Source organism: Janthinobacterium silvisoli (genome assembly GCF_014200725.1).
Lineage (GTDB): Bacteria > Pseudomonadota > Gammaproteobacteria > Burkholderiales > Burkholderiaceae_D > Janthinobacterium.
Window position 1 is genome coordinate 187,075 of record NZ_JACHCL010000004.1, and the last position, 25,687, is coordinate 212,761.

Annotated in this window: 27 protein-coding genes; 14 read left to right on the top strand and 13 right to left on the bottom strand. The window is 60.2% G+C overall.

The annotated features are described in order from the left end of the window. Positions 1-98 precede the first annotated feature (98 nt). From HDE75_RS19870 to HDE75_RS19880, 3 genes are all read left to right on the top strand, one after another. The gene (locus HDE75_RS19870) at positions 99-524 is read left to right on the top strand and encodes an organic hydroperoxide resistance protein (protein WP_183679568.1); all 426 of its coding nucleotides are present in this window, start codon (positions 99-101) and stop codon (positions 522-524) included. A gap of 145 nt (positions 525-669) precedes the next feature. Beyond that, positions 670-1,146, top strand: a complete 477-nt coding sequence (locus HDE75_RS19875; RefSeq protein WP_183679566.1) for a GNAT family N-acetyltransferase — start codon at positions 670-672, stop codon at positions 1,144-1,146. Next, complete coding sequence (locus HDE75_RS19880) at positions 1,143-1,814, top strand: Dph6-related ATP pyrophosphatase (protein ID WP_183679564.1); 672 nt, start codon at positions 1,143-1,145, stop codon at positions 1,812-1,814. The genes HDE75_RS19875 and HDE75_RS19880 overlap by 4 nt, the downstream gene beginning before the upstream one ends. Positions 1,815-1,888: 74 nt before the next feature. Here HDE75_RS19880 and HDE75_RS19885 read toward each other — a convergent pair whose 3' ends face one another. Both HDE75_RS19885 and HDE75_RS19890 read right to left on the bottom strand, forming a co-directional pair. Then, entirely contained in the window at positions 1,889-2,365 is a 477-nt protein-coding gene (locus HDE75_RS19885) for an FKBP-type peptidyl-prolyl cis-trans isomerase (RefSeq protein ID WP_183679562.1), read from the bottom strand. A gap of 169 nt (positions 2,366-2,534) precedes the next feature. Continuing rightward, positions 2,535-4,412, bottom strand: coding sequence for a potassium transporter Kup (locus tag HDE75_RS19890; RefSeq protein ID WP_183679560.1), 1,878 nt, complete (start codon positions 4,410-4,412; stop codon positions 2,535-2,537). Positions 4,413-4,648: 236 nt separating this feature from the next. On the opposite strand from HDE75_RS19890, the gene rarD reads away from it, so the two are divergent. Together rarD and ettA are read left to right on the top strand one after the other, a co-directional pair. Further along, positions 4,649-5,533 (top strand): EamA family transporter RarD, encoded by an 885-nt coding sequence (rarD, locus tag HDE75_RS19895; RefSeq protein WP_183679558.1) that lies wholly within the window; start codon positions 4,649-4,651, stop codon positions 5,531-5,533. A 108-nt stretch (positions 5,534-5,641) separates the two neighbouring features. Next, positions 5,642-7,309 (top strand): energy-dependent translational throttle protein EttA, encoded by a 1,668-nt coding sequence (gene ettA / locus HDE75_RS19900; protein WP_183679557.1) that lies wholly within the window; start codon positions 5,642-5,644, stop codon positions 7,307-7,309. 83 nt (positions 7,310-7,392) lie between these two features. On the opposite strand, the gene HDE75_RS19905 is transcribed toward ettA, so the two are convergent. The 8 genes from HDE75_RS19905 to HDE75_RS19940 all read right to left on the bottom strand — a co-directional run bounded on the left by HDE75_RS19905 (position 7,393) and on the right by HDE75_RS19940 (position 13,632). Next, positions 7,393-7,971, bottom strand: coding sequence for a porin family protein (locus HDE75_RS19905; protein ID WP_260174214.1), 579 nt, complete (start codon positions 7,969-7,971; stop codon positions 7,393-7,395). A 224-nt stretch (positions 7,972-8,195) separates the two neighbouring features. Then, positions 8,196-8,558 carry a hypothetical protein gene (locus HDE75_RS19910; RefSeq protein ID WP_183679554.1) on the bottom strand — a complete coding sequence of 121 codons (363 nt, stop codon included), beginning with the start codon at positions 8,556-8,558 and terminating at the stop codon, positions 8,196-8,198. Between the two features lie 69 nt (positions 8,559-8,627). Then, positions 8,628-9,455, bottom strand: a complete 828-nt coding sequence (locus HDE75_RS19915) for a Rossmann-like and DUF2520 domain-containing protein (RefSeq protein ID WP_183679552.1) — start codon at positions 9,453-9,455, stop codon at positions 8,628-8,630. 6 nt (positions 9,456-9,461) lie between these two features. Further along, entirely contained in the window at positions 9,462-10,037 is a 576-nt protein-coding gene (locus HDE75_RS19920) for a DUF924 family protein (RefSeq protein WP_183679550.1), read from the bottom strand. 15 nt (positions 10,038-10,052) lie between these two features. Beyond that, positions 10,053-10,793 (bottom strand): MgtC/SapB family protein, encoded by a 741-nt coding sequence (locus HDE75_RS19925; RefSeq protein ID WP_183679549.1) that lies wholly within the window; start codon positions 10,791-10,793, stop codon positions 10,053-10,055. Between the two features lies 1 nt (position 10,794). Beyond that, complete coding sequence (locus HDE75_RS19930) at positions 10,795-11,043, bottom strand: hypothetical protein (RefSeq protein ID WP_183679548.1); 249 nt, start codon at positions 11,041-11,043, stop codon at positions 10,795-10,797. After that, positions 11,043-12,863, bottom strand: a complete 1,821-nt coding sequence (locus HDE75_RS19935; protein WP_183679547.1) for an aminopeptidase P family protein — start codon at positions 12,861-12,863, stop codon at positions 11,043-11,045. Before HDE75_RS19935 ends, HDE75_RS19930 begins: the two co-directional genes overlap by 1 nt. An 82-nt stretch (positions 12,864-12,945) precedes the next feature. Further along, positions 12,946-13,632, bottom strand: a complete 687-nt coding sequence (locus HDE75_RS19940; RefSeq protein ID WP_183679546.1) for a Crp/Fnr family transcriptional regulator — start codon at positions 13,630-13,632, stop codon at positions 12,946-12,948. A gap of 165 nt (positions 13,633-13,797) precedes the next feature. Here HDE75_RS19940 and HDE75_RS19945 point away from each other — a divergent pair, with 165 nt between their 5' ends. From HDE75_RS19945 to HDE75_RS19980, 8 genes are all read left to right on the top strand, one after another. Then, a complete protein-coding gene (locus HDE75_RS19945; RefSeq protein ID WP_183679879.1) occupies positions 13,798-15,729 on the top strand; it encodes an AMP-dependent synthetase/ligase in 1,932 nt (643 codons plus the stop codon). A 14-nt stretch (positions 15,730-15,743) separates the two neighbouring features. Beyond that, positions 15,744-16,559, top strand: a complete 816-nt coding sequence (locus tag HDE75_RS19950) for an ABC transporter ATP-binding protein (RefSeq protein ID WP_260174213.1) — start codon at positions 15,744-15,746, stop codon at positions 16,557-16,559. A 20-nt stretch (positions 16,560-16,579) separates the two neighbouring features. Further along, entirely contained in the window at positions 16,580-17,476 is an 897-nt protein-coding gene (locus HDE75_RS19955) for a branched-chain amino acid ABC transporter permease (protein ID WP_183679877.1), read from the top strand. Positions 17,477-17,521: 45 nt separating this feature from the next. Next, positions 17,522-18,580: a branched-chain amino acid ABC transporter permease gene (locus tag HDE75_RS19960; protein WP_183679543.1), complete on the top strand. Its 1,059-nt coding sequence runs from the start codon at positions 17,522-17,524 to the stop codon at positions 18,578-18,580. A gap of 45 nt (positions 18,581-18,625) precedes the next feature. Beyond that, positions 18,626-19,945: an ABC transporter substrate-binding protein gene (locus HDE75_RS19965; protein WP_183679541.1), complete on the top strand. Its 1,320-nt coding sequence runs from the start codon at positions 18,626-18,628 to the stop codon at positions 19,943-19,945. Positions 19,946-19,952: 7 nt separating this feature from the next. Beyond that, positions 19,953-20,789 (top strand): ABC transporter ATP-binding protein, encoded by an 837-nt coding sequence (locus tag HDE75_RS19970; protein ID WP_183679539.1) that lies wholly within the window; start codon positions 19,953-19,955, stop codon positions 20,787-20,789. Positions 20,790-20,846: 57 nt separating this feature from the next. Further along, the gene (locus HDE75_RS19975) at positions 20,847-22,103 is read left to right on the top strand and encodes a phenylacetate--CoA ligase family protein (RefSeq protein ID WP_183679537.1); all 1,257 of its coding nucleotides are present in this window, start codon (positions 20,847-20,849) and stop codon (positions 22,101-22,103) included. A gap of 101 nt (positions 22,104-22,204) precedes the next feature. Further along, positions 22,205-22,786 (top strand): hypoxanthine-guanine phosphoribosyltransferase, encoded by a 582-nt coding sequence (locus HDE75_RS19980; RefSeq protein WP_183679535.1) that lies wholly within the window; start codon positions 22,205-22,207, stop codon positions 22,784-22,786. A 51-nt stretch (positions 22,787-22,837) separates the two neighbouring features. On the opposite strand, the gene HDE75_RS19985 is transcribed toward HDE75_RS19980, so the two are convergent. The 3 genes from HDE75_RS19985 to HDE75_RS19995 form a co-directional block, all read right to left on the bottom strand. Then, positions 22,838-23,791, bottom strand: coding sequence for an NAD(P)H-dependent flavin oxidoreductase (locus HDE75_RS19985; protein WP_183679533.1), 954 nt, complete (start codon positions 23,789-23,791; stop codon positions 22,838-22,840). 103 nt (positions 23,792-23,894) lie between these two features. Continuing rightward, on the bottom strand, positions 23,895-24,812 hold the full coding sequence (locus HDE75_RS19990) for an MBL fold metallo-hydrolase (RefSeq protein WP_183679532.1): 918 nt from the start codon (positions 24,810-24,812) through the stop codon (positions 23,895-23,897). Positions 24,813-24,819: 7 nt separating this feature from the next. Further along, positions 24,820-25,038 (bottom strand): DUF1289 domain-containing protein, encoded by a 219-nt coding sequence (locus HDE75_RS19995; protein ID WP_183679530.1) that lies wholly within the window; start codon positions 25,036-25,038, stop codon positions 24,820-24,822. Positions 25,039-25,226: 188 nt separating this feature from the next. On the opposite strand from HDE75_RS19995, the gene HDE75_RS20000 reads away from it, so the two are divergent. Continuing rightward, complete coding sequence (locus HDE75_RS20000) at positions 25,227-25,652, top strand: CopG family transcriptional regulator (RefSeq protein ID WP_183679528.1); 426 nt, start codon at positions 25,227-25,229, stop codon at positions 25,650-25,652. Positions 25,653-25,687 lie beyond the last annotated feature (35 nt).

Sequence of the window (25,687 nt, forward strand, 5' to 3'; positions counted from 1 at the left end):
CAGCGATAGTTTCAGACGGGCCTCCAGGGGTGCTTAGGCACGCAGCAAGTAGCACACTATTTAGTCGTTATCTATTAAATAAACTAAAGGAAACCATCATGTCGATCAAACAAGTCCTGTATCGCGCTCAAGCAACTGCCACCGGTGGCCGTGAAGGCCGCGCCGTCTCGTCCGACAATGTGCTGGACGTGAAACTGACCACGCCGAAAGAACTGGGCGGTAACGGCGCCGTCGGCACCAACCCGGAACAACTGTTCGCCGCCGGCTACTCGGCCTGCTTCATCGGCGCCATCAAATTCGTCGGCGGCCGCGACAAGATCGCCGTGCCAGCGGACCTGGCTATCGAAGGCCATGTCGGTATCGGCGCCATCGAGACCGGCTTCGGCATCGAAGTGGAATTGAAAATCTCGCTGCCAGGCATGGAGCGCGCCGCCGCCGAAGCGCTGGTCGCCGCCGCCCACATCGTGTGCCCGTACTCGAACGCCACCCGTGGCAATATCGACGTTACCCTGACCATCGTCTGAGGACACCTGGCATAAGCTACTGCGCGCCGCGCTGTGCGGCAAGCCATCGTATCGCCATCAAAACCGTGCTGCCTGCACCGCAGTACGGTTTTTTTTCGCGTGCACCTTTAAAATGATGCTCTTTCGCTGACTTTTCGGAACACGCATGATCAACTGGCAATGGCTCACCTTCGAAGAACTCGGCACCCACACGCTGTATGAGGTGCTGGCCTTGCGCCAGCGCGTGTTTGTGCTGGAACAGCAATGCCTCTACCCCGACATCGATGGCTACGATCAGCAAGCCATGCATCTGCTGGGCTGGCGCACCGTCGATGGCCAGCGCCAGCTGGCGGCGTATCTGCGCTGCCTGGCGCCGGGCGCCAAGTACACGGAAATGTCGCTGGGCCGCGTGCTGACGTCACCCGAGGCGCGCGCCGGCGGTGCTGGCAAGCAATTGCTAAACGAAGGTATCGCACGTGCTGAAGCGCAGCATCCTGGGCACGCCATCCGCATCGGCGCCCAGCATTATCTGGAGCGTTTTTATCAGTCATTTGGTTTCGTCACCGTCAGCGCGCCTTACGACGAAGATGGCATCGCACACATCGACATGCTGCGCCCCGCCTCCAGCGAGGCGGCGGTATGACGACGGCGCTCATTTCCTGGAGCGGCGGCAAGGATTCCTGCCTGGCCCTGTGGCGTGCGCGCGCCGCCGGCATGTCCGTGCCGCTGCTGGTCACGGCGATGGATGAAGATGGCCGCAAGTCGCGTTCGCACGGCGTGCCGCCAGAACTGCTGGCAGCGCAGGCGGCCAGCCTGGGCGCCAGCTTGCAGCGCTATCACGCCAGCTGGGCCAGCTATGAGGAAAAATTTATCGATGTACTGCGCGAAGCAAAAGCGGCGGGTATAGCACACGCCATCTTTGGCGATATCGACTTGCAGCCGCACCGCGACTGGGAAGAAAAAGTCTGTGCCAGCGCCGGCCTGACGGCGCATCTACCGCTATGGGGCGAAGTGCGCCGCACGCTGGTCGACGAATTCCTGGGCGCCGGCTTCAAGGCCATCGTCGTGTGTGTCAATGGCCAGCACTTGTCACGCGACTTTTGCGGCCGTGAATTTGACGCCAGCTTCCTGGCCGACCTGCCGCCCGGCGTCGACGCCTGCGGAGAGAATGGCGAATTCCATACCTTTGTCTACGATGGTCCCGCCTTTCGCGCCCCCGTCGCCCTGCGCCGTACGCAAGTGCTGCAATACGATGCGCCCGCCAGCCTGGGCGGTGCCACCTATTATTTCCAGGAACTGGCGCCTGCCTGAACGATGGCTGAAAACAAAACGGGCGACCCGCAGGATCGCCCGTTGTCTAAATCATCGCTGCTCAAATCAAATGGTCAATTCGCCGAAATCAGTGTCACCTCGAATACCAGGCCAGCATACGGTGGAACCGCCTGGTTGCCATTGCTATCCTTCTGACTGCCGCTAGGACCATAGGCCAGGCTCGATGGAATCAGCAAACGGCGCGTACCGCCAACCTTCATGCCCACCAGGCCCTGGTCCCAGCCAGGGATCACATTGCCACTGCCCAGTACGATAGGACCAAAACTCGCGCCTGGCTTGCTTGCATCAAACTGCTTGCCCTTGCCATCCGGTTGGCCCGAGTTATACAGCCATCCCGTATAGGTCATGGTCAGCGTCTTGCCTACCGTAGCCGTCGCACCGGTACCGACGGTCAGGTCCGTAACGGTTAATGTCGCCACCTGCGTAGCTGGATCGATCACGACAGGTTTCGTGTCGGAAGCGGCGGCGCCGCAAGCGGTCAATACTACGGCACAAGCGATACTAGCAATCAATTGAAATACCGATTTCATGGTTTCCCTTTAAATATTGGAGTGTGACTGAGGTCCGTACGGTGCGAACCGCTGTGTAGCGCAGTTTAACAGGTGTCGGGAAGCCGACTTGTAAGCAGAGGTAAGCACGGCAGAAAATAGGGTGACAATACAACATTGTCAAAATAATTATTCTGCCGTACCCTGCCCGTCAAATTTCCACTTGCGTACCCAGTTCGATGACCCGGTTGCTCGGGATCTGATAGTAGTCGGCTGCCGTACGCGCATTGCGCGACATGGTGACGAACAGATGTTCGCGCCATGGCATCATGCCGGCGCCCGGCGTGGAAATAATGGTCTGGCGGGCGATGAAGAACGAAGTTTCCATCATCTCGAAATCGAGGCCCTGGTCCGCGCACTGCGCCAGCGCCCCCGGAATATCGGGTTCATCCTTGAATCCATAATGCACGTTCACCTGGTAGCACTGGTGGCCCAGGTCTTCTACGCGCACGCGCTCGGATGGCGCCACCCACGGTTCTTCATGCATATAGACCGTCAGGAAAATCACGCGCTCATGCAGCACCTTGTTATGCAGCAGGTTGTGCAGCAGCGCGTGCGGCACGCCGTCGGTCTGGCCGCGCAGGAAGATGGCCGTGCCGGCCACGCGCTGTGGCGCAGAAATGAATAGCGAAGACAGGAAATCGTCGAGTGGAATCGCATGTTTTTCCAGGTTCTGGAAGACCAGTTCGCGGCCACGCTTCCAGGTCAGCATGACGATGAACAGGATGGAGCCCAGCAGCAGCGGGAACCAGCCGCCATGCAGCAGCTTCAAGGCGCTGGCCGAGAAGAACATCACATCGATGGTCAGGAAGAAACCGGTGGCGGCCCAGCACAGGAACAGATTGAGCTTCCAGCGGTAGCGGATGACGAAGAAGGTCAGCACGGTGGTGGCCATCATGGTGGCCGTGACGGCGATACCGTAGGCGGCGGCCAGGTTTTCCGAGGAACCGAAACCGATCACGGCCAGCAGCACCACGGCCAGTTGCAGCCAGTTGACGGCAGGGATGTAGATCTGGCCGATCTCGCTTTCCGAGGTGTGGCGCACGCGCATGCGTGGCAGGAAGCCCAGCGCGATTGCCTGCTTGGTCATCGAGAAGGTGCCGGAAATGGTCGCTTGCGAGGCAATCACCGTGGCCAGGGTCGACAGCACCACCAGCGGGTAGACGCTCCAGGCGCCCAGTTGCTGGTAAAACGGATTCGAAATCGCATCAGGATGCATCAGCAGCAAGCCGCCCTGGCCCAGGTAGTTGAGCGCCAGCGCAGGGAAGACGATCAAGAACCAGGCGACCTGGATAGGCTTTTTGCCGAAGTGGCCCATATCGGCATACAAGGCTTCGGCGCCCGTCAGCGCCAGCACCACGGCGCCCAGCGCAACAAACGCCACGAAGCCATGGTTGAGCAGGAAAGTGGCGGCATACAGGGGATTGAGCGCGGCCAGCACGGCCGGCGCCTTGATGATGTTGATCACCCCCATGATGGCCAGGGCGCCGAACCACAGCACCATCACCGGTGCGAAGAAGCGCCCGATGCCGGCCGTGCCATGCGACTGCACCGAATACAGCACCAGCAGCAGCAAAATCGTCAGTGGCACGACATACGGTTTCAAGGCAGGGGTGGCTACTTCCAGGCCTTCGATGGCTGACAGCACCGAGATGGCCGGCGTGATCACGCTATCGCCATAAAACAGGGTGGCGCCGAAGACGCCGATCAGCATCAGCGCAAAATACCAGCGCGAGCTGCGGTTGACGGAGGACAAGACCAGGGCCATCAAGGCCATGATGCCGCCCTCGCCGCGGTTGTCGGCGCGCAACACCAAGGTCACGTATTTGAGCGAGACGATGATGGTCAGGCTCCAGAAGATCAGCGAGATGATGCCGAGTAAGTTGCCGTGGGTCAGTTCCAGGCCGTGGGCGGGGTCAAAGACAGTCTTCAGGGTATACAGCGGACTGGTGCCGATATCGCCATACACGATACCGACAGCAGCCAGGGTCAAGCCGACCAGGCTGCTTTTTTTATGTTCGGAGGTCAAGGTTGCACCCGATTTTGTTTTGTTGCATCGCACAATATGATAGGTATTGGCAAATAGCAAGTGTAATTTTGCATGGTTCCTGGCTGTCCCAAGGTCGTGTTTTTTGTTGCCCAACGGGCGAATAAAAGCGGGGTATCGCTGATTTGCTGCCATTCTACGCCTCGCCAGCAGTGCCGGGCAGTCCCCCGTGTTTTCAGCGATAATGACAGATTGTCTACTACTCAGCGAACGCCACCATGAATCCAGGCATGTTGTACGCTTCCCTCGCCTTCTTGTGCTGGGGATTGTTTCCACTGTACTTCCATGCCATCGAAGAGGTCGCGCCGCAGGAAATCCTGGCCCACCGCATGGTCTGGTCGCTGCTGTTCCTGGGTGTGGTGCTGACCGTGCGCCGCCAGTGGGGCTGGCTGCGCAGCCTGAAAACCCAGCCGCGCGTGGTGGCCAGCTTCGTTGCCAGCGCTTTCTTGCTGTCCGCCAACTGGTTCATCTATATCTGGGCCGTCAACAACAATCACGTGGTCGATGCCAGTCTCGGCTATTTCATCACGCCGCTGGTCAATGTCATGCTGGGCTTCTTGCTACTGCACGAACGCTTGCGCCGCCTGCAGTGGCTGGCCATCGGCCTGGCAGCCTGTGCCGTGGCCTGGCTGACCTGGCAGGCGGGACAGATTCCATGGATCGCCCTGATGCTGGCGGCAACCTTTGGCGGCTATGGCTTGCTGCGCAAGACGGCCGTACTGGGTGCGCTGGAAGGCTTGTCGTTTGAAACCCTGATCCTGTTCCCCTTGGCGCTGGTCTATATGCTGTGGCTGGGCTGGCAAGGCCAGAGCGGCTTCGTCAATACAGAATCGCACAGCACGCGCGCCCTGCTGCTCGCTTCCGGCCCCATCACGGCAATTCCCCTGCTGCTGTTCGCGGCCGGCGCGCGCCGCTTGCCGCTGGCCGTGCTGGGTTTGCTGCAATACATCGCCCCCACGGGTCAGTTGCTGATCGGCGTATGGGTCTTCCATGAAGCGTTTACGCCGGAGCGCATGCTCGGTTTCATGGTGATCTGGATCGCCCTGGCCCTGTATGCGATCGAGGGACTGTGGACCACCCGTATCTCGCGCAACACCGCTTGAAACTGTTGATCGTGTCCGCTTCGTGCCCATTTCCACAGCGCACAGCGCTGGCCGTAAGCGGGCGTTTACCGTATCCTGTCCGTCTTTGTATATCACCCGAGATTTCTAATGGCTAATTACGTCTACACCATGAATCGCGTGGGCAAAATCGTTCCGCCCAAGCGCCAGATTCTGAAAGATATTTCCCTGTCCTTCTTCCCAGGCGCCAAGATCGGCGTGCTGGGCCTGAACGGTTCCGGTAAATCGACCCTGCTGAAAATCATGGCAGGCATCGACACCGACATCCAGGGCGAAGCCGTGCCAATGCCGGGCCTGAACATCGGCTACCTGCCGCAGGAACCACAGCTCGATCCTGAAAAAACCGTGCGCCAAGAAGTCGAATCGGGCCTGGGCGAAGTGTTTGAAGCGCAAGCCAAGCTCGAAGCCGTGTACGCCGCTTATGCCGAAGAAGACGCCGACTTCGATGCGCTGGCCACGGAACAGGCACGCCTGGAAGCGATCATCTCGACTTCCGACGGCGGCAATTTGAATCTGCAGCTGGAAATGGCCGCCGATGCGCTGCGCCTGCCGGCATGGGATGCCAAGATCGCCGTGCTGTCCGGCGGTGAAAAACGCCGCGTGGCGCTGTGCAAGCTGCTGCTGTCGAAACCGGACATGCTGCTGCTTGACGAGCCGACCAACCATCTGGATGCGGAATCGGTCGACTGGCTGGAACAATTCCTGCTGCGCTTCCCGGGCACCGTGGTGGCGATTACCCATGACCGCTACTTCCTCGACAACGCCGCCGAGTGGATTCTGGAGCTGGACCGTGGCCATGGTATTCCATGGAAAGGTAACTACTCGACCTGGCTGGACCAGAAGCAAGCCCGTCTGAAGCAAGAAGAAGCGACGGAATCGGCACGCCAGAAAGCGCTGCAAAAAGAATTGGAATGGTCGCGCCAGAACCCGAAAGCACGCCAGGCCAAGTCGAAAGCCCGTCTGGCCCGCTTCAATGAGCTGTCCGAGCACGAATACCAGAAGCGCAACGAAACCCAGGAGATTTTCATCCCTGTGGCTGAACGCCTGGGCAATGACGTCATCGAATTCAAGAATGTGTCGAAAGCCTTTGGCGACCGCCTGCTGATCGATAACCTGAACTTCACGATTCCTGCCGGCGCCATCGTCGGTATCATCGGCCCCAACGGCGCCGGTAAATCGACCCTGTTCAAGATGATCACGGGCAAGGAACAGCCGGATAGTGGCGAAGTGGTGATCGGCCAGACGGCGCGCGTTTCCATCGTCGACCAGAACCGCGACAATCTGGCGGACAACAAGTCCGTGTATGAAGATGTGTCCGGCGGCGCCGACATGCTGACCGTGGGCCGCTTTGAAATGCCGTCGCGCGCCTACCTGGGCCGCTTCAACTTCAAGGGTTCGGACCAGCAAAAACTGGTGGGCAATCTGTCCGGCGGTGAACGCGGACGTCTGCACCTGGCAAAAACCCTGCTGATGGGCGGCAACGTCCTGCTGCTCGATGAACCGTCGAACGATCTGGACGTGGAAACCCTGCGCGCGCTGGAAGACGCCCTGCTGGAATTTGCCGGCAGCGTGATGGTCATCTCGCATGACCGCTGGTTCCTGGACCGTATCGCTACCCACATCCTGGCATTCGAAGGCAACTCGCAAGTGACCTTCTTTGACGGCAACTATCAAGAATACGAAGCCGACAAGAAGAAACGCCTGGGTGAAGAAGGCGCGAAACCGAAACGTATCCGCTACAAGCCTTTGACCGTCTAAGTCTGGCTCTGTAAAACAAAAAGGCAGTCACCGCGAGGTGACTGCCTTTTTTTCAGCTAACGCTATTGTCAGCTTATGTCAGCTTAAAAGTTATAGCGTGCGCCCAAGGCCAGGCCGGTAGCCTTGTTGCCTTGATCGGCGCTCTTGCCGAAGTGTTCCAGCTCAGCCGTCAGCGAGACTTTCTCGTTGATCGCGTATTGGGCGCCAACGGAAGCGTACACGCCCGTCTTGTTATCACCCGTGATGCCAGTCGACAGGCCGGTGCCGGTCAGGCCAGTGTTCACGCGGGCCACGCCCAGCTTGCCGAACACGCCCAGTTTGTCCGATACAGGCATGGTAGCCTTGCCAGCCAGGTAATAGCCGTGGGAATCGCTTTTCACGCCGCCACTACCGGCGCTGGTGATGTAGTTATAGTCCTTGCTGCCGAAATCGGCATAGCCGCCTTCCACTGCCCAGGTTTTGTCGATGTCGTAACCGGCATAGATTTTGCCGCCAGCCTGGTAGCCGCTGTGGTTGCCGGCGCTGGTAGCGTCAGGAACATCGAAGTTATAACGGTTGACGGTGACACCGCCACCGACGTAAGCACCATCAGCGTGCGCAGCGCTCATGCCGGCGACTGCAGTAACGGAAGCGATCATTGCAAACAGGATCTTTTTCATCATGTTCTCTCTTTCTCAAATAAGTTGACGTGCCTTGATTCGCAGTTCAGCGAAGTGCGATGAGGGAAAGAGTAACACCGTGAAAAAGCTACGTCCTTCAGTATCCCGTAAGATTTGTGACGAGATGTAAGACACCTCATCAGGACGAAGATGATGCGATTTTGAAATAAGTTGGCAGAACTTAAGCGAAACTTAAGAGAAGTAACGCTCCCGGCAATCTGCTATTTTCAGGCGTAGGCTTCCGCCATCGACATCACGCGCGGTGTGATCGTGATGCCATGTTCCTCGAATAGCGCCGTGATGGCGGCCAGGTTATGCGTGCACTCGTCCGTCTTCCAGCCCTTGAAGATATCCGTGCCATCTTTCTGGAAATGCAGGTCCAGCACCTTGCCCTGGTCCTTGTGCAGGTAGGCCGAACTGTAGGTGTTCTCGAAACCGAGCGACTTCAACTGCCCCAGCAGCGCATGCGGAGGCTGGTCGGGATCGGTGGCGAGAAAAATGCCGAAGGTCTTGCCTGGCGGCTTGGCAGCGATGTCCACCTCATAAATACCGGGGGCCTTGCTCACTGAGGTACTTTTTAGAAACAACATGGAACACTCCTGTGGGCGACGATACCCCAGATAATATTTCCTATTTGCATCTTTGTGTTTCTTTTATATCTACAGTGCACGCTTGCGCCTGGCCAGGTCCGTGGTGGGCGCCACCAGCGCCGCATATAAGTCGCCCGTGGCGCCATCCCATTGCTGCACCGCCTGCTGCTGACGCGCCACCGTAGCCATGTCGCCACGCGCGATCGGGCCGCTCAAGGCGGGCGCCGCACCCAGCCTGAACACATTCGCCACCGCTTCCATCGCCAAAGGCTGCGCAAGTTCGCGCGCCACCGGTTCAGGGATGCCAGCCGCCTGGTAAGCGCGCAAGGCCGCGTCCAGCACCGTCACCAGGTAATTGCTGGCAAACACGGCTGCCGCGTGATACACGGTCTTGGCAGAGGGATCGATAGGCACGGGACGCGCACCGATGGCCGTCAAGGCGGGCGTCAACACTGCCAGTGCCTGGGCATCGCCCTCGATGCCGCAAAACGTGCCGTCAAAACTGGTGGCCACCTGGGCTGGATCGGCAAAGCTGCGGATGGGATGGACGCTGGCGACCAGGGCACCCGTCTGCGTGGCGGCCAGCAGCGCGGTCGAGGCCAGCGCGCCGCTGCAGTGAAACACGGTGGTCCCGGCCAGATGGCCTTCGGCTGCCAATGCGGCGCAGGCCGGGCCGATCTGGTCATCGCTCACGGCCAGCATGGTCACGTCGGCGCGGCGCAAAGCAGCATAACTGTCGATGGGCGTGCCGGCGCCGATAAAATCCACCGCCGCTTGCGCCGACGCCATGGAACGCGTCAGCACGTCTTGCAGAACGATGCCATCTGCTGCCGCCAGCAGATGGCCCAGCACCTTGCCTACATGACCGGCGCCGATAATATTCAGAGTGAAACCCATATTGACCTAAAAACTGGAACCCGGTTGACGCAAAAAGTCTGTTTCTTCCGGCGTGGAGTGCCTGCCCAGGATAGCGTTACGGTGCGGGAAACGGCCGAAACGATTGATGACGTCCTGGTGCCGCAGGGCGTAATCGAGCATGCTGTCGAAACCCGCGTGCTCCTGCGCCAGACGCTGGAACAGCTGCACCGCGCGCGCCTGCATGGCCAGGTCTTCCGCGTGTTCGAACGGCAGGTAGGCGAAAGCGCGCTGCATGGGCAGCAGCGACTGGTCGCCACCCGACTCCGTCAACTGGCGCGCCAGCGCCAAGGCCTGGGTATCACCGGCAAACGCCTGCGGCGTATCGCGGAAGGCATTGCGAGTCAGCTGGTCAAGCACGATGATGCGCGCCAGCATGCCCTGCGGCATGGTTTCCCACTCGCGCAAGCCGCCGGCGATGGCAGTGGCTATCAGGTCGCCAAAGCGCTGGACGATGTGCGCGTCAAAGGCGGCATCCTTGCGGAACCACTCCACGCGCGACTGGCCGTAGCCTGCATCGGTGGGTGGCAAGAACCAGAAATCGAGTACGGCCTGAGCATCCAAAGTTTTCTCCCGCGGTCAGTTCCGGGCATGCGACAGCTGGAAGCCGGCGATGCCCTCGAAGACGGCCAGTTCGGCCGACATATTCGACAGGCTGGCGCCCGTATTCTTGCCATGTGCGATGGCGACGAAACGCCATTCCTGCATGCCGTCCGTGCTGCCGATGGTCAGCGAGCCGCTGGCGATGTCGTAGCCGCGCTTGGCGGCCATGCGCCGCAAGGCGTCTTCGCGTGGAATAAAATCGCGCTTGAAGCGCATGGTGATGGCAATCGCATGGCGCGACGGTAGCCAGTTTTCCAGTTTGGACAGGAAAATCATGGCCATCGCGCACATGAAGGCCAGGCCCATGGCGGACAGATAAAAACCGATGCCGACCATCACGCCGATCACCGACGAAGCCCAGATCGAGGCGGCCGTCGTCAAGCCACTGATATTGAAGCCTTCGCGCATGATGACCCCAGCGCCCAGGAAACCCACGCCCGTGACGATGCCCTGGATCACGCGCGTGGGGTCACTACCCGACACCATGCCATGGCCGCCGTACCAGAACTCGGGATAACCACCGAGCACTGTTAGTGCAGCCGAGGCCATGCACACCAGGCCATAGGTACGCATGCCGGCCGCGCGCCCGTGATACGAACGTTCATAACCCACCAACAGGCCAAGCAACAGCGCGCCCAGCAAATTGAGCAGGATCACCCCATTCGTCGCCAGTTCGGCTGGCGACCAGTACGCGCGCAAGAAGTCGACGGTCGGCATCTCAGGTTTTCTTGGTCAGCTGCTTTTCAAACGCCACATCGAGCTTGCTGACGCGGCGCGCCTTTTGCGGTCCCAGGCCATTGACGAAAGCGACGAAGGCATCGAGTTCCAACGGCGGGCACAAAGGCGGCAAACCCGGTCCTTCCGTCAGGAAGAACAATTCATCGCCGGTACGCGCCATCGAGTACAGACGATTGCCGCTGCGTTCCTTGAGCCGCTCGATGGCGGAGGTGGCGCGGGTCGAGCGCATCAGATGGCTCCCGTACGCTGTTCCAGCCAGGCCAGGGCGCTGCCCGCCAGATGCGGCGACAGCCGCGCACGCACCGTGGCGTGATAGTCGTTGAGCCAGGCCGCCTCGTCATCGCGCAGCAGGCTGCGTTCCACGCAGCGCGTATCGATCGGGCACAGGGTCAGGGTTTCAAAACGCAGGAAGGGGCCAAATTCGCTCTCGCCCGCTGCTACCACTGCTACATTCAGCACCAGGTTTTCGATGCGGATACCCCAGCGTCCCGGACGGTAAATGCCCGGCTCGACGGACGTGATCATGCCCGGCTGCATGGCTGTATGCGCTTCCGGCATGGCGGACTGCGAAATCGATTGCGGCCCTTCATGCACGTTCAGGAAAAAGCCTACGCCGTGGCCCGTGCCATGGCCAAAATCGATGCCTTCGGCCCATAGCGGAGCGCGCGCGATCGAGTCGAGCATGGGCGACTTCACGCCCAGCGGGAACTGCGCGCGCGACAGCGCGATCATGCTGCGCAAGACCAGGGTGAAATCGCGTTTATGGTCGGCCGTGATGGTTCCCACGGGCACCACGCGCGTGATATCGGTGGTGCCGCCCAGGTACTGGCCGCCCGAATCGATCAGCAGCAAGCCATCGCCTTCGATCGTCGCGGCAGTCTCCGCATGGGCGTGGTAGTGCATGATGGCGCCATGCGCATTGAAGCCGGCGATGGTGCCGAAGCTGGGACTGACAAAACCGGTACGGCGCGCACGGGCCGCCGTCAGGTGCTCGTCTACGCCGATTTCCGTCAATGGCGCGCGCTGCGGATCGGCCAGGGTGGCGTCCAGCCAGCTGAAAAATTCGCACAGGGCGGCGCCATCCTGCTCCATGGCGGCGCGCACATGGGCCGCTTCCGTGTCCGTCTTGCGCGACTTGGCAAAAGTGGTCGGGTTGATCGCCTCGACCACGGACACCGCCTCTGGCACGGCCAGGCGCGTGCCGTAGGTGATGCGGCGCGGGTCCAGCAGCAAGGTGGCGGTGGCAGGCAAGGCAGCCAGCGCAGCGGCAGCCTGCTCGTACGGCGCCACGTCCACGCCCTGCTGTTCCAGGGTGGCGCGCAGCGCGGCCGGTACCTTGCCATCGGCAACGAACAAGGTAGTACGTTCCGGGCCGACCAGCGCATGGGCGACAAAAACCGGGTTGTAGTGCACGTCGGCGCCGCGCAGATTGAACAGCCAGGCGATATCGTCCAGCGTGGAAATGACGTGGTGGCTGGCGCCATGCTGCGCCATGGCGGCGCGCAGGGCAGCCAGTTTTTCCGTGCGCGGCAAGGCGGGATACGGCGCGCCATGTTCAAACACGGGCGCGGCCGGCATGGCCGGGCGGTTCAGCCACACCTGCTGCAGCAAATCGGTATCGGTGCGCAGCGTGACCTGCGCGCTCAGTGCCTGTTGCAGAAAGCGCGCATTGGCCAGGCCCAGCACGGCGCCATCGACACCTACCGTTTGTCCCGGCTGCATGGTTTCGCCCAGCCAGTCGATATACAGCACGCTGGCGCCGGACGGGATTTTTTTCAAGACGATGCCGCTGCCGGCCAGTTCCGTTTCCGCCTGTTCCCAGTAACGGCCATCGGTCCACACGCCGGCAAACTCCTGCGTGACGACCAGGGTGCCGACGGAACCTGTAAAGCCAGACAGCCATTCGCGGCCCTGCCAGCGGCCCGGCAGGTATTCGGACAAATGCGGATCGGCCGAAGGCACGATATAGGCGTCGATCTGCTGTTCGCGCATGGCGGCGCGCAGTTGCGACAAACGGAGGGCGGGTGTGCTGAGATCTGAGGTCTGCATGGGATGCGCTGGAAAGGTACTGGTAAGTGCCTATGATACCGCGATTGCGCGGCCACGGCAGGGCCGCTGCCGCGCTACCCGGCTACTCCTCGTAGCGGCGCAAACCTTCCAGGTCCAGGATGCGGATGCCGCCGTAATCCAAACGCAGCAAGCCCTGTCGTTCCAGCACCTGCAAGGCCTGGTTGGCGCGCTGGCGTGACGATCCCGATAACAGGCCGATTTCTTCCTGCGACAGCTGCACCAGCTTGTCCACGCCCGGATACAGATGCGAATTGAACATCGACGCCAGGCAGCGCGCCACGCGCGTATTCAGGTCGAGCAGGCGCTCGTTTTCCACCATGCCGATAAACTGGCCCAGGCGTTCGTTCAGCTGCATCAGCAGGAAGCGCGTAAACGGCAAGCTCGTCTCCAGCAGCCAGTGAAAGGTGGCCGCAGGCAGGCGCGCCACGCGCGTATCGCGCAGGGCCATGGTGTCGTACTTGCGCGGCTCCCGCTTCAGCAGCGAGCCTTCACCAAACCAGCTACCGGGTGGCACGCCGATAAAGGTCATGGCCTTGCCCGAGGCGGAAAAATTATTCATCTTCACCATGCCGCTGATGATGCCTATCCAGTTCTCGACAGGATCGCCCTTGCGGCAGACAAAACCGCCTTTCGGCACGAAGGTTTCAAATAGTTCGGCTTCGACGCGCGCCAATTGCGCGGCGTCCAGCAGCTGGGCCCAATTGGCCGCATGCAGTACTTCCTTGAGACTGGAATCAGCAGTAATCATTGTGCGACGCACCATCGAAAAGTGGGCAAATGTCCCCGAAAAGACAACTCGGTATAGCAACGCAGGCTACTATCATTACACCATATAAAAAAATACAGAGCTACCCACAGGGCAGCCTGAAATCAGCAACCGGAGACACTGGTGCAAACAACGAGAACAGCAGCGATGCCGACGTTTCCGCGACGGCTATTGCAACACGGCTCACTGCGAGCCGACAAGCCCGCCTTTCGTGAAAAATACCTGGGCATCTGGCAAACCTGGACCTGGTCCCAGGTCAACGATGAAGTGCGGTCCCTGGCCTGCGGGCTGGCCGCCCTCGGTTTTCAGCGCGGCATGAACCTGGCCATCATCGGCGACAACCGCCCCCGTTTGTATTGGGCCATGCTGGCGGCGCAAAGCTTGGGGGGCGTGCCCGTGCCGCTGTACCAGGATGCGCCCGCGTCCGACATGGCGTATGTGCTGCAGGATGCGGAAATCCGCTACGCCATCGTCGAAGACCAGGAACAGGTCGACAAGCTGCTGGAACTCAAAGCCCTGTATCCGCACGTCAGCCACATCGCCTACGACGACGAACGGGGCATGCGCCATTACCACCAGCCGGAACTCATTTCCTTCGCCGCGCTGCAGGAACTGGGCCGCGTCTACGACCGCGAACATCCGGGCTTTTTCGAGGCCTCGGTCGATGCGGGCCGGGGTAGCGATACTGCCGTGATCCTGTACACCTCGGGCACCACCGGCAAACCCAAAGGCGTATGCCAGAGCCACGGCGCGCTGCTGGCGGCCGGCGAAGGCTGCGTGGCCTTCGACCAGCTCACCGACGGCGAAGATATCCTGTCGTATCTGCCCATGGCGTGGGTGGGCGACTGCCTGTTTTCGCTGGCGCAAGCCATGGTAGCCGGCTTCACCGTCAACTGCCCGGAGTCCAGCGACACGGTGATGATCGACATGCGCGAAATCGGCCCCACCTGCTATTTTGCGCCGCCACGCGTGTTTGAAAACATGCTGACCAGCGTGATGATACGGATGGAAGACGCGAGCAGCATCAAGCGCCGCATGTTCAGCCACTTCATGGACGTGGCCAAGCGCTGCGGCGCGCAGATCCTCGATGGAAAATCCGTGCCGCTACTCGACAGCCTGCAGTACCGACTGGGCGAGATCCTCGTCTACGGCCCGTTGAAAAACGTGCTGGGCCTGTCGCGCGTGCAGGTCGCCTACACGGCCGGCGCTGCCATCGGCCCGGACCTGTTCCGCTTCTACCGTTCGATAGGCGTCAACCTCAAGCAGCTGTACGGCTCCACCGAAACCTGCGCCTATGTGTGCCTGCAACCGGATGGCAATATCAAGTTCGACAGCGTGGGCTTGCCCGCCCCCGGCGTGGAAATCAAGCTGGCGGCCAATGGCGAAGTGCTGGTCAAATCGCCCACCACCATGAGCGGCTACTTCAAACGCCCCGAGGCGACCGCCGAAGTGATCGACGCAGACGGTTATTTTCATACAGGCGACGCAGGCGTGTTCGATAGCGAAGGCCACTTGAAAATCATCGACCGCGCAGCCGACGTAGGCAAGATGGCCTGCGGCGCCATGTTCGCGCCCAACTACATCGAAAATAAGCTGAAATTTTTCCCCTTCATCAAGGAAGTGGTGGCCTTCGGTCATGCACGCGAACAGGTCTGCGCCTTTATCAATATCGATATCGAAGCGGTAGGCAACTGGTCCGAGCGGCGCGGCATCGCCTATGCGGGCTACACGGACCTGGCCGCGCGCGCCGAAACCTATGGCTTGATCCGCGACTGCATCGAACAAGTCAATGCAGAACTGGCGGCCGATCCGCTGATGGACCGCACGCAGGTGCACCGCTTCCTGGTGCTGCACAAGGAACTCGATCCCGATGACGACGAGCTGACGCGCACGCGCAAGGTGCGGCGCAAATTCATCGCCGAAAAATACGCGGTATTGATCGCCGCCCTGTATGAGGGCAAGGCCACGCAGTACATCGAGACCCAGGTGAAATTCGAGGATGGCCGCACCGGTTCGACCAGCGCCAACCTGCAGATCTGGGACAGTAAAACGTATCGGCCCCAGGGCCTGGCCGCATGAAGGAGCACAGCACCATGCAAATGAATGAGCCTGAAAGCCATTTCGGCACGTCGCGCAAGACCGGCCCCATGATCCTGGACCTGAAAAACATCTCGCTGTCGTTTGGCGGCGTGAAAGCGCTGACCGACATTTCCTTCGACGTGAAACAGCATGAAATCCGCGCCATCATCGGCCCGAACGGCGCCGGCAAAAGCTCGATGCTGAACGTGATCAATGGTGTGTACCGCCCGCAGCAGGGAGAGATCATTTACCGCGGCGAGCACCGGCGCGGCATGGATTGCTATGAAGCCGCCAAGTCCGGCATTGCGCGTACCTTCCAGAACATCGCCCTGTTCAAGGGCATGACGGTGCTGGACAACATCATGACGGGCCGTAACCTGAAAATGAAGTCGAATTTCCTGCTGCAGGCGCTGTACTGGGGACCAGCGCGGCGCGAGGAAATCGAGCACCGCAAGAAGGCTGAAGAGATCATCGACTTCCTCGAAATCCAGGCCATCCGCAAGACCCCTGTGGGGCGTTTGCCCTATGGCTTGCAAAAGCGCGTGGAACTGGGCCGCGCGCTAGCGGCAGAACCGGAAATTTTGCTGCTGGACGAACCGATGGCGGGCATGAACGTGGAAGAAAAACAGGATATGTGCCGCTTCATCCTCGACGTCAACGACCAGCTGGGGACCACCATCGTACTGATCGAGCACGACATGGGCGTGGTGATGGATATCTCGGACCGCGTAGTGGTGCTCGACTATGGCAAGAAGATAGGCGACGGCACGCCCGACGAGGTGCGCAGCAACCAGGATGTTATCAATGCCTACCTTGGCACCAGCCATTAAGCCCCGGGACTCGTATGAATATCAATTTCTTCTTTGAAGTGCTGATCGGCGGCCTGCTGTCTGGCGTCATGTACGCGCTGGTGGCAATCGGTTTTGTGCTGATCTACAAGGCGTCGGGCGTGTTCAATTTTGCGCAGGGGGCGATGGTGTTTTTCGCCGCCCTGACCTGCGTCGGCATCATGGATAAATTCGGCCTGTCGCTGTGGCTGGCGATTCCACTAACCATGGTCACCATGGTGGTGCTGGGCATGGCGATCGAGCGCGTGGTCTTGCGCCCGCTGGTCAACCAGCCCGAAATCACGCTCTTCATGGCCACCATCGGCCTGGCGTTTTTTATCGAAGGCCTGGCGCAGCTGATGTGGGGCTCGCAAGTGCACAAGCTGGACCTGCCCATCGAGGACGTGCCCATGCCCTTTTTGATGGACCACTTCAATATCATCGTCTCGCAATTCGACGTGGTGGCAGCCGGCATCTGCGCGCTGCTGGTGATTTGCCTGGCCCTGCTGTTCTCGAAAACCAAGGTGGGCCGCGCCCTGCGCGCTGTCGCCGACGACCATCAGGCGGCGCTGGCGGTAGGCATTCCGCTGCAGCGCATCTGGGCCGTCGTATGGGGCGTGGCGGGCCTGGTAGCGATGGTGGCGGGCTTGCTGTGGGGCGCGCGCAATGGCGTGCAATTCGCCCTCACCTTCATCGCCCTGAAAGCGCTGCCTGTGCTGATACTCGGTGGTTTTACCTCGGTGCCGGGCGCCATCGTCGGCGGCCTGATCATCGGTGCGTCTGAAAAACTGGCCGAAGTCTACCTGGGCCCCATGGTGGGCGGCGGCATCGAAGGCTGGTTCCCCTATGTGCTGGCCCTGCTGTTTTTGCTGGTGCGACCGGAAGGATTATTCGGCGAACGCATCATCCGCCGCATCTAGCGACCACCCGACACAACGCCACCGCGCCATCGCAAAGGACAACCCATGATTTATCGTGAAGCAGGACAATTCAAGACCAGCTACCAGGCTGACAACCAGATTTTTCCGATCCGCCAGGACAGGCTGGCCTTGATAGCGGCCTTGATAACCGCCGTCTTCCTGCTGCCATACTTCGCTTCGCCCTACATGCTGTCGGCGATCATGATTCCCTTTTTGATCTTCGCGCTGGCGGCACTGGGCCTGAACATTTTGACGGGCTACGCGGGACAGCTGTCCTTGGGTACGGCCGCCTTCATGGCCGTGGGCGCGTTTGCCTCGTATAACTTCATGGCGCGCCTGCCCGGACTGCCGCTGCTGGTGTCGTTTATCCTGGGCGGCCTGTGCGCCGCCATGGTGGGCATCGCCTTCGGCCTGCCCTCGCTGCGCATCCGTGGTTTTTACCTGGCCGCCTCCACCTTGGCGACGCAGTTTTTCGTCGTCTGGTGCCTGACCAAGATCCCGTACCTGACCAACTACAGTTCTTCGGGCGTGATCACGGTACAAAAGATGACGATTTTGGGCTACCAGTTCGACACGCCGCAAAGCAAATACCTGCTGGTGCTGGCCATCGTGGCCGGCATGGCGCTGCTGGCCAAGAACATGATCCGCTCCAACGTGGGACGCTCGTGGATGGCCGTGCGCGACATGGACATGGCGGCCGAAGTAATCGGCTTCCGATTGATGCGCACCAAGCTGCTGGCGTTTGCCGTCAGCTCCTTCTATTGCGGCGTGGCCGGCGCGCTGTATGCGTATGCCTACCTGGGCACGGTAGAGCCTGAAGCCTACAACCTGGACCTGTCCTTCCGCATCCTGTTCATGATCATCATCGGCGGCGTGGGTTCCATCCTCGGCTCGTTTTTGGGCGCCGCCTTCATCGTGCTGCTGCCCGTGTTCCTGAACACTTTTGCGCACGGCCTGGCGCTGCCCACCAGCGTGGCCTCGAATTTGGAACTGATGGTGTTCGGCGCACTGATCATCTTCTTCCTGATCGTCGAACCACATGGCCTGGCGCGGCTGTGGCAAATCGCCAAGGAAAAACTGCGCCTCTGGCCTTTCCCGCATTAACCGTTCTTCATTCGCATCCGAAACCATTATAAAAAAGGAGACACAATGAACCACATCAAATCGCTTTTTCTGGCTACCGCCATCGCCAGTGCCGCACTCACCAGTTCCGGCAGCGCACAGGCGCAAGACAAGGATCAATATATCGCCCTGCCGTCCTACCGCGTGGGCCCGTATGCGGCCGGTGGTTCGGGCTTTTACGGCGGTATCATCGATTACTTCAACCTGGTCAACCAGGCTGGCGGCGTCAACGGCGTCAAGATCAGCTGGGAAGAATGCGAAACCGAATACAACCCTTCGCGCGGCGTGGAATGTTATGAGCGTTTGAAAACCAAACAGGGCGGCGCCACCCTGGTGGAAACCCTGTCCACGGGCGTCGCCTATGGCATCCTGGACCGGGTCGCGCAAGACAAGATCCCCATGACCATGATCGGTTATGGCCGCTCGGACGCGGCCAATGGCAAGGTCTTCCCCTATGTCTATCCGCTGATCTCCAGCTACTGGAGCCAGGCCGCCGCCATGATCAAATACCTGGGCGACAAGGATGGCGGCATGGACAAATTGAAGGGCAAGAAGATCATCCATCTGTACCACGATTCAGCCTTCGGCAAGGAGCCGCTACCCGTGCTGGAAGCACTGTCGAAACAGTATGGCTTTGAGCTGGTAAAAATTCCCGTCGCCCCGCCCGGCAGCGAACAGCAATCGCAATGGCTGCAAATCCGCCAGGCCAAACCGGATCACGTGATCCTGTGGGGCTGGGGCGTCATGAATTCGGTCGCCATCAAGACGGCGCAACGCAACGGCTTCCCGCGAGACAAAATCCTCGGCGTGTGGTGGGCCGGTTCCGAAGAAGACACCATCCCGTCAGGCGATGCTGCCAAGGGCTACACGGCGATGAGTTTTAACACGCCGGGCAACTACCCGGTGCTGGACGATATCCGCAAAAAGCTCTACGCCAATGGCAAGGGCAACCTGGCCGACCAGTCGCGCATCGGTTCCGTGTACCACATGCGCGGCGTGACGGCAGGCATCCTGTGGGTGGAAGCGATACGCACGGCGCAGGAAAAATTCGGCAAGGGCAAACCCATCACCGGCGAACAACTGCGCTGGGGCCTGGAAAACCTGAACGTGGACGATGCACGCCAGAAGGCCGTCGGCGCGCTGGGCATGTTCCCCACCGTGAAAACCAGCTGCGAAGACCATGAAGGCTCGGGCGCCGTAAAGGTGCAGCAATGGGATGGCAAGAAATGGACCGCCATCACGCCGCAATGGATCGTCGGCGACAAGGCGCTGGTGCGCAAACTGGTCGAAGAATCATCGAATAAATACGCGGCCGAGAAAAAAATCACGCCTGCGTGCCTGAAATAGGCCAGCCATGACCCACACTACTGCCACCCAGGTAGAAACTCCGCCGCCCTACCTGTCGGTCAACAATGTCGAAGTCATTTACGACCATGTGATCCTGGTCTTGAAAGGCGTATCGCTGCAAGTCCCGCAGGGCAAGATCGTCGCCCTCTTGGGCGCGAACGGCGCAGGTAAATCGACCACCCTGAAAACCATCTCCACCCTGCTGCGCGGCGAGCGGGGCGACGTCACCAAAGGCGAAGTCCAGTTCAAGGGCGAGCGCGTGGACCAGCTGACGCCGAACGAGCTGGTGAAGCGGGGCCTGTCGCAAGTGATGGAAGGACGCCATTGCTTCGGCCATCTGACGATAGAAGAAAACCTGCTGACGGGCGCCTACACGCGCAGCATGTCGCGCGGCGAGCTGAAAGACGCGCTGGACAAGGTCTACCACTATTTTCCGCGCCTGAAAACGCGGCGCAGCAGCCAGGCCGGCTATACCTCGGGCGGCGAACAGCAGATGTGCGCGATTGGCCGCGCGCTGATGGCCAAGCCATCGATGATTTTATTGGATGAACCATCGATGGGCATCGCGCCGCAAATCGTCGAAGAGATATTCGGCATCGTCAAGGACTTGAACCACAAGGAAAACGTCTCGTTTTTACTGGCCGAACAGAACACCAACGTGGCGCTGCGCTACGCAGACTTTGGCTACATCCTGGAAAACGGACGGGTCGTGATGGAGGGCCAGGCACAGGAGCTGGCCAGCAATGAAGACGTCAAGGAATTCTACCTGGGCGTCTCCAGCGCAGGACGCAAGAGCTTTCGCGACATGAAGTTTTATCGTCGCCGCAAGCGCTGGCTGGCCTGAAGCATGCACACCGATACAACGATAGCCAATGACTGCGATGACACTGGAGAAGCCCTAATGTTTGACATGCTCGATAGCCTGGAGGCGCGCGCGCCTGACGCGCGTGAACGCGAATTGATGGCCGGTTTGCCGCAGCTGATACAGCGCGCACAGGCGGCGCCGGGCTGGGCCCGCATCCTCGATGGCGTCAATGCAAGCGAGATCACCAGCCGCGCAGCGCTGGCGCAATTGCCCGTCACGCGCAAGTCTGAGCTGAAGCAGCTGCAGCAGGCCATTTTGCCATTCGGCGGCTTGAACACGACGCCCAAAAATAGCCTGTCGCGCGTGTTCGTTTCGCCCGGCCCCATCTTCGATCCGGAAGGACGGGGAGCGGACTGGTGGCGCTTTGCGCGGCCCATGTATGCAGCTGGCGTGCGCGCCGGCGGCTTGCTGCAAAACTGTTTTTCCTACCACTTCACGCCGGCTGCCTTCATGGTCGAAGGCGGCGCCGCGCGCATCGGTTGCACAGTGATACCGGCCGGCATCGGCCAGACGGAAATGCAGGTACAGGCGATGGTGGACCTGAAGCCGGACACGTACATCGGCACGCCGTCATTTTTAAAACTGATCATCGAAAAGGCGCGCGAGATGGGCGCCGACATCAGCAGCGTGACGAAAGCCGTGATGGGTGCGGAAGCGCTGCCCGAGTCGCTGCGCAGCTGGTTTGCGGCCAATGGCGTGCCGCACGTGTTCCAGACTTACGCCTCGGCCGATATCGGCAGCATCGCCTACGAAACGGCCAGCGCTGGCAAGCTCAATCCTGGCATGGTGATCGATGAAAACGTGCTGCTGGAAATCGTCCACCCGGGCAGCGGCATACCCGTCGCACCCGGCGAAGTGGGCGAAGTGGTGGTCACCGTCTTCAATGCCGATTATCCATTGATCCGTTTCGCCACCGGTGACCTGTCGGCAGTGCTGCTGGGTGTTCCTGACTCGCCGTGCGGACGCACGAATACGCGTATCAAGGGCTGGATGGGGCGTGCCGACCAGACCACCAAGGTGCGCGCCATGTTCGTGCACCCGTCGCAAATCCATGAAATCGTGCGCCGCCATCCACAGATCAGAAAAGCGCGGCTGGTGGTATCGGGACGCATGGCCAACGATGAAATGACTTTGCATTGCGAAGTCGAAAACCCGCAAGACGATAGCGGGGTAGACGCCATTGTCGCTGCTATCCGCGAGCTGACCAAATTGCGCGGCGACGTCAAGCTGGTGGCGGTGGGCAGCCTGGCGCAAGATGGCAAGGTGATCGATGATATACGCGACTACAGCTGAGCTACGGTTGAGCTATACGGCTGCCGCTAGCACGCATGGGCCGATTTGCAGGATAATATCGGCATTAATCATCAGCCTTATTCATCGCCATGCAAGAGTCCATGCAAGAATTTCACCACAACCGTGCCCGTGACCTGATCAAGAACGCGGAACTGCTGTTCGACCAGGACGCCGTGCAAGCGTCCATCACGCGCATGGCCGACGTACTCAATACGCGCTTCAACGCCGCAGACTCGAAAGAGTTCCCGCTGGTGCTGGGCGTGATGGGCGGCGCCGTCGTCTTTACGGGCAATCTGCTGCCGCAGCTGAGCTTTCCGCTCGAATTCGACTACATCCATGTCAGCCGCTACGGCGATGATGACAAGGGTGGCGAAGTGGTGTGGAAAGTCATTCCCCGCTCGAACGTGGCGGGCCGCACCGTGATCGTGCTCGACGATATCCTCGACGAAGGCGAAACCCTGGCCCACGTCAAACAGCGCCTGCTGGACATGGGCGCCGCCGAAGTGATTCTGGCCGTGTTTGCCGACAAGGCCATTGGCAAGAAAAAACCCGTGCAAGCCGATATCGTCGGCCTGGTGATCCCGAACCGCTTCGTGGTCGGCTTCGGTATGGATGCCTACGGCTACTGGCGCAACCTGCCTGGCCTGTGGGCAATCAAGCCCGAGGATTTGAAGCAGGAGTAATCGTGTTTTCCGGATGAGCGGCGGCACGCCGCTCATCCGGCACCACCACTGTTACAGCTTCAGCCGTGCGCGCGCCGCATCATATTCCGCCTTCAGGCGCGTCACCATCTCGGCCACCGTCGGCACGTCATCCATCAAGCCCACGCCCTGGCCAGCACCCCAGATATCGCGCCAGGCCTTGGCGCTGCCGGAACCAAAGTTCATCGAGCTCTTGTCTGCTTCAGGCAGCGCATCTGGATCGAGTCCCGCCGCGACGATCGATTTTTTCAGGTAGTTACCGTGTACGCCGGTAAACAGATTCGTGTAGACGATATCTGCCGCTGCGGATTCGACAATCGCATCGCGGTAGCTGTCGCTGACGTTCGATTCTTTCGTCGCCAGCCAGCGCGAGCCGATGTAGGCAAAGTCGGCGCCCATGGCTTGCGCAGCCAGCACGGCGTCGCCGGTGGCGATCGAGCCTGACAGCGCCAGCGGGCCGTCAAAGAATTTGCGCACTTCACCGACCAGCGCGAATGGCGACAGGGTGCCCGCATGGCCGCCGGCGCCGCTGGCCACCAGGATCAAGCCATCGACGCCCGCTTCCAGCGCTTTTTGCGCATGGCGGATAGAGACCACGTCATGCAGCACGATGCCACCGTAGCTATGGATGGCGTCCAGCATTTCCTTCGGTGGTGCGCGCAAGGACGAAATGATGACGGGTACCTGATGCTTGACGCAGACTTCCACGTCATGCGCCAGGCGGTCGTTCGATTGGTGCACGATCTGGTTGACGGCAATCGGCCCAACTTTTTTATCGGGATTAGCCGCCTGGAAGGCGGCCAGTTCGGCTTGCAGGTCGGTCAGCCAGGTGTCGAGCAATTCGGCGGGACGCGCATTGAGGGCCGGGAAAGAACCGACAATACCGGCCTTGCATTGGGCCGCGACGAGCGCCGGTCCGCTGGCGATGAAGAGCGGCGAACCGATAACGGGAAGAGACAGGTTTTGCAACGCTACAGGCAGTGCCATAACAGACTCGCTTAAAAGTTAATCGGATGAAAGCATTAAACACTAGAGCAACGATTATAGTTTAAAAAAAGTACGATCGTGCTGAATTTAATTACTATCCGATTTAAAGTTCATTAAGCAAGTACTCACCCTCGATACAGGCGGCATTGGCCTTGATCAGTTGCGATACGGCCCAGTCAGCCAGCGCCAGCGTTTCCTGGTGCAGGAAGCGCCTGTTCGCCTCGCCGAACAGGGGCATGCCCTGCAGCAGGGCCGGCACGTCGGCGAGCGCGATGCGCTGGCGTTCCAGCAGCAGGAATTTCAACAGCACCTTGATGGCGTTCTGCGCATTGCGCACCGGGTCAGAAGACAGATAGTCCAGCCGCGAATAGGCGCGCTCCAGCGCGCCGCCCACATCGCTAAAAACGCGCCCATGGCCAGGGATCACCACCGACACGTCCAGGCTGGCGATCAGGTCCAGCGTGGCGCGCGCTTCGGCAAAACCGGAGCCGCCATCGAGCTCGGGGAAGATCACGCCGAAGCCGTTTTCCCACAAGGCGTCGGCGGAAATGAGCACGCCTTCCCGGGCGCAGTAAAAAATCAGGGAATGCGGGTCGTGGCCAGGTGCACCCAGCGCCTGCCATGCCATATCGGCCAACATCAATGTGTCGCCAGGCGAGACAGTAGCGTCAAAACCAAAGCGATCGCACTGCTGGCCCGTGGCCTTGAAGCTGAGGGCGTCCACGTCCCAGGCGCGCACCTTGTCCGCTTCCGATACGGGAATCGATGTATGGCAGCCATAATGGGCTTGCAGCAGCGCGTTGCCGCCGCAATGGTCGGAATGCAGATGGGTGTTGAACAGGCGGTCGAGTGGGCGGCCGCCCAGGCTGTGGTGCAGCAGGGCCAGGGTTTGCGGTGCATGCGTCACGTAGCCGCTGTCGATCAGGGCCGCATCGTCGCGCCCGTGCAGCAGGATGTTATTCGACGATAGCCAGCCTCGCTCGAATACCTGTATGGAGTCCGGTAAAAGCGCGGGCGGCATCGTGTCCTCAGTCGAAATCGACCATGGCGTCGCGCTGGGGCAGCTGGGCCCAGACGCTACGCTTGAAATCATCGTCGGCCTTGCCCCAGGCGATGATTTCATCGAGCGTGCGCAAACAGCCTTCGCACAGGCCGCTGTCGCGGTTCATCTTGCACAGACTGACGCACGGCGATGGCACGGGGGATGGCAAAGCGGTGGGAAGCACGGATACGGTATCTGCCATCATCAAAAACATTGTTAAAAGTAAGCAGTCATTATGCCGCTAAATGGTTTTCCAAGGCGGTCAAGTGCGACATGTAGGAACCGACGCCATGCCATCAAAAGCCATACTCTGACTTGACTTGATTTATTTCACTACTATAATACCATCCATACAGATGGCGAATGGATGCCACATGGAGTATATGGAGCACTATGAGCAAGCCAGAACCTAAGCAGGACAGCAAGACCAAAGTTGCGGAATCAGAAAAAATCACCATCAACCTGGGTATGATCGACCTGGGGCAGATTGATCTGCTGGTGCAGGAAGGGTTTTATTCCAACCGCACGGACTTGATACGCACGGCGATCCGCAACCAGCTGGGCATTCATGCGGACGTGGTCAAACAGACCGTGGCCCGCCGCAGCCTGGTGCTGGGCATGCAGCATTATTCGCGCGCCGACCTGGAAGCGATCCAGGCGGCAGGCCAGCGTTTGCAGATACAGGTGCTGGGAATGGCCAGCATCGCCAGCGACGTCTCGGTAGAACTGGCGCTGGCCACGATTGAATCGATCTTCGTACTAGGCGCGCTACAGGCTAGCGCCGTCGTTAAAGCCGCCCTGGCAGGGCGAATTCACTAACGCAGGATGGTGGCGTATCGTCCATCTTCTACGCG

Excerpts from the sequence above, each read along its gene's own strand:
- HDE75_RS19870 (WP_183679568.1), top strand. The coding sequence starts at position 99 with ATGTCGATCAAACAAGTCCTGTATCGCGCTCAAGCAACTGCCACCGGT.
- HDE75_RS19875 (WP_183679566.1), top strand. The coding sequence starts at position 670 with ATGATCAACTGGCAATGGCTCACCTTCGAAGAACTCGGCACCCACACG.
- HDE75_RS19880 (WP_183679564.1), top strand. The coding sequence starts at position 1,143 with ATGACGACGGCGCTCATTTCCTGGAGCGGCGGCAAGGATTCCTGCCTG.
- HDE75_RS19885 (WP_183679562.1), bottom strand. The coding sequence starts at position 2,365 with ATGAAATCGGTATTTCAATTGATTGCTAGTATCGCTTGTGCCGTAGTA.
- rarD (WP_183679558.1), top strand. The coding sequence starts at position 4,649 with ATGAATCCAGGCATGTTGTACGCTTCCCTCGCCTTCTTGTGCTGGGGA.
- ettA (WP_183679557.1), top strand. The coding sequence starts at position 5,642 with ATGGCTAATTACGTCTACACCATGAATCGCGTGGGCAAAATCGTTCCG.
- HDE75_RS19905 (WP_260174214.1), bottom strand. The coding sequence starts at position 7,971 with ATGATGAAAAAGATCCTGTTTGCAATGATCGCTTCCGTTACTGCAGTC.
- HDE75_RS19910 (WP_183679554.1), bottom strand. The coding sequence starts at position 8,558 with ATGTTGTTTCTAAAAAGTACCTCAGTGAGCAAGGCCCCCGGTATTTAT.
- HDE75_RS19915 (WP_183679552.1), bottom strand. The coding sequence starts at position 9,455 with ATGGGTTTCACTCTGAATATTATCGGCGCCGGTCATGTAGGCAAGGTG.
- HDE75_RS19925 (WP_183679549.1), bottom strand. The coding sequence starts at position 10,793 with ATGCCGACCGTCGACTTCTTGCGCGCGTACTGGTCGCCAGCCGAACTG.
- HDE75_RS19930 (WP_183679548.1), bottom strand. The coding sequence starts at position 11,043 with ATGCGCTCGACCCGCGCCACCTCCGCCATCGAGCGGCTCAAGGAACGC.
- HDE75_RS19935 (WP_183679547.1), bottom strand. The coding sequence starts at position 12,863 with ATGCAGACCTCAGATCTCAGCACACCCGCCCTCCGTTTGTCGCAACTG.
- HDE75_RS19940 (WP_183679546.1), bottom strand. The coding sequence starts at position 13,632 with ATGATTACTGCTGATTCCAGTCTCAAGGAAGTACTGCATGCGGCCAAT.
- HDE75_RS19945 (WP_183679879.1), top strand. The coding sequence starts at position 13,798 with ATGCCGACGTTTCCGCGACGGCTATTGCAACACGGCTCACTGCGAGCC.
- HDE75_RS19950 (WP_260174213.1), top strand. The coding sequence starts at position 15,744 with ATGCAAATGAATGAGCCTGAAAGCCATTTCGGCACGTCGCGCAAGACC.
- HDE75_RS19960 (WP_183679543.1), top strand. The coding sequence starts at position 17,522 with ATGATTTATCGTGAAGCAGGACAATTCAAGACCAGCTACCAGGCTGAC.
- HDE75_RS19965 (WP_183679541.1), top strand. The coding sequence starts at position 18,626 with ATGAACCACATCAAATCGCTTTTTCTGGCTACCGCCATCGCCAGTGCC.
- HDE75_RS19970 (WP_183679539.1), top strand. The coding sequence starts at position 19,953 with ATGACCCACACTACTGCCACCCAGGTAGAAACTCCGCCGCCCTACCTG.
- HDE75_RS19975 (WP_183679537.1), top strand. The coding sequence starts at position 20,847 with ATGTTTGACATGCTCGATAGCCTGGAGGCGCGCGCGCCTGACGCGCGT.
- HDE75_RS19980 (WP_183679535.1), top strand. The coding sequence starts at position 22,205 with ATGCAAGAATTTCACCACAACCGTGCCCGTGACCTGATCAAGAACGCG.
- HDE75_RS19985 (WP_183679533.1), bottom strand. The coding sequence starts at position 23,791 with ATGGCACTGCCTGTAGCGTTGCAAAACCTGTCTCTTCCCGTTATCGGT.
- HDE75_RS19990 (WP_183679532.1), bottom strand. The coding sequence starts at position 24,812 with ATGCCGCCCGCGCTTTTACCGGACTCCATACAGGTATTCGAGCGAGGC.
- HDE75_RS19995 (WP_183679530.1), bottom strand. The coding sequence starts at position 25,038 with ATGATGGCAGATACCGTATCCGTGCTTCCCACCGCTTTGCCATCCCCC.
- HDE75_RS20000 (WP_183679528.1), top strand. The coding sequence starts at position 25,227 with ATGAGCAAGCCAGAACCTAAGCAGGACAGCAAGACCAAAGTTGCGGAA.